Origin of the sequence: Mesorhizobium sp. M7A.F.Ca.US.006.04.2.1, from assembly GCF_004022915.1 — a bacterium.
Taxonomy (GTDB): Bacteria; Pseudomonadota; Alphaproteobacteria; order Rhizobiales; family Rhizobiaceae; genus Mesorhizobium; species Mesorhizobium ciceri.
Genome location: NZ_RZQA01001246.1, coordinates 1 through 1,302, shown reverse-complemented (window position 1 = coordinate 1,302; position 1,302 = coordinate 1). Strand labels below are relative to the sequence as shown.

Below are 1,302 nucleotides of genomic sequence, written 5' to 3'. Positions count from 1 at the left end.
GTGCATAGGGTTTGCGTGGCCCTTCGCGCTTCTCGTAGGGCTTGCGCTCGCCTTCAGCGGCCACCGGGCGGTCGCCGCGCGGTGCGTAGGGCTTGCGCGGTCCTTCGCGCTTTTCATAAGGCTTGCGCTCGCCTTCGGCGGCCATTGGGCGATCGCCGCGCGGTGCGTAGGGCTTGCGCGGTCCTTCGCGCTTTTCATAGGGCTTGCGCTCGCCTTCGGCGGCCATTGGGCGATCGCCGCGCGGTGCATAGGGCTTGCGCGGCCCCTCGCGTTTCTCAAAAGGCTTGCCTTCGGGACGCGGGCCTTTGCTGAAAGGCTTGTCGCCGCCCTTGAAATCGCGCTTCGGCCGCTCGCCATCGGCAGCCATCGGCCGGTCGCCACGCGGTGCGTAAGGTTTCTTGGCGCCAAAGGACGGTTTGCCGCCCTTGCCCGCGGCGCCATCGCGGCTGCGCGGTCCCGCGGCTTTCGGCCCACTCTTGGCCGGACCCTTCCTGGGTCGGAATTTCTTGTCGTTGTCGTCCATGTGGCCTTTATCCGTTTGCGCTGCTACAGCGTGGCGCATCCTTTCGGGCGCGCAACGAACGCTGTAGCACTTTTGATGTGGCGCATGATCATTTTCGAAAACCGAGTCCCGATTTTCGAGGTCATGCGCTCCATAACAGGATCACCGTCAGGTGGCGAGGAGATAATCGGAGTGGAAATCGCGTGAAGCGGCCCGATTTCATGGCGCTGGCGCTGAAGGAGGCCGAAGCTGCCGCCTTGCGAGGCGAAGTGCCGGTCGGCGCCGTCATCGCCAATGGCGCTGGTGTTGTCGCCAGCGCCGGCAACCGCACACGGGAACTTGCCGACCCGACCGCGCATGCCGAGATGCTGGTCATCCGCGAAGCCTGCCGCAAACTGTCGGCCGAGCGGCTGACCGGGCATGATCTGTATGTGACGCTGGAGCCTTGCGCCATGTGCGCCGGCGCCATTTCCTTCGCCCGGCTGCGCCGGCTCTATTTCGGCGCCGCCGACAACAAGGGCGGTGCGGTGGTCAACGGCGTGCGTTTTTCGCCTCGCCGACCTGCCACCACGCGCCCGACATCTATCCGGGCATGGGCGAGACCGAAGCAGGCCTGCTGCTTAAAGGATTTTTTCGGGAGCGGCGCGGCTGAAGCGGGCGCTACGCCCGGCGACACAATTCGGTGTTCTTACAGCCAATCGAACCAGCCGCTGCCCTTCTTGCCTTCCGCCTCTTTCTTGAGACGGCGTTCCTTCTTGTACTCGTCCTCGCCAAGCTCGTTCTGCGGCGCGGTGCCGGCC

Annotated in this window: 2 pseudogenes; one reads left to right on the top strand and one right to left on the bottom strand. The window is 65.2% G+C overall.

Going from position 1 to position 1,302, the window contains the following annotated elements:
- Nucleotides 1-523: pseudogene (locus tag EN925_RS36275) on the bottom strand (RNA pseudouridine synthase); the annotation flags it as partial.
- A gap of 200 nt (nucleotides 524-723) precedes the next feature.
- On the opposite strand from EN925_RS36275, the pseudogene EN925_RS36270 reads away from it, so the two are divergent.
- Nucleotides 724-1,154: pseudogene (locus EN925_RS36270) on the top strand (nucleoside deaminase).
- The last annotated feature ends 148 nt before the right edge of the window (nucleotides 1,155-1,302 follow it).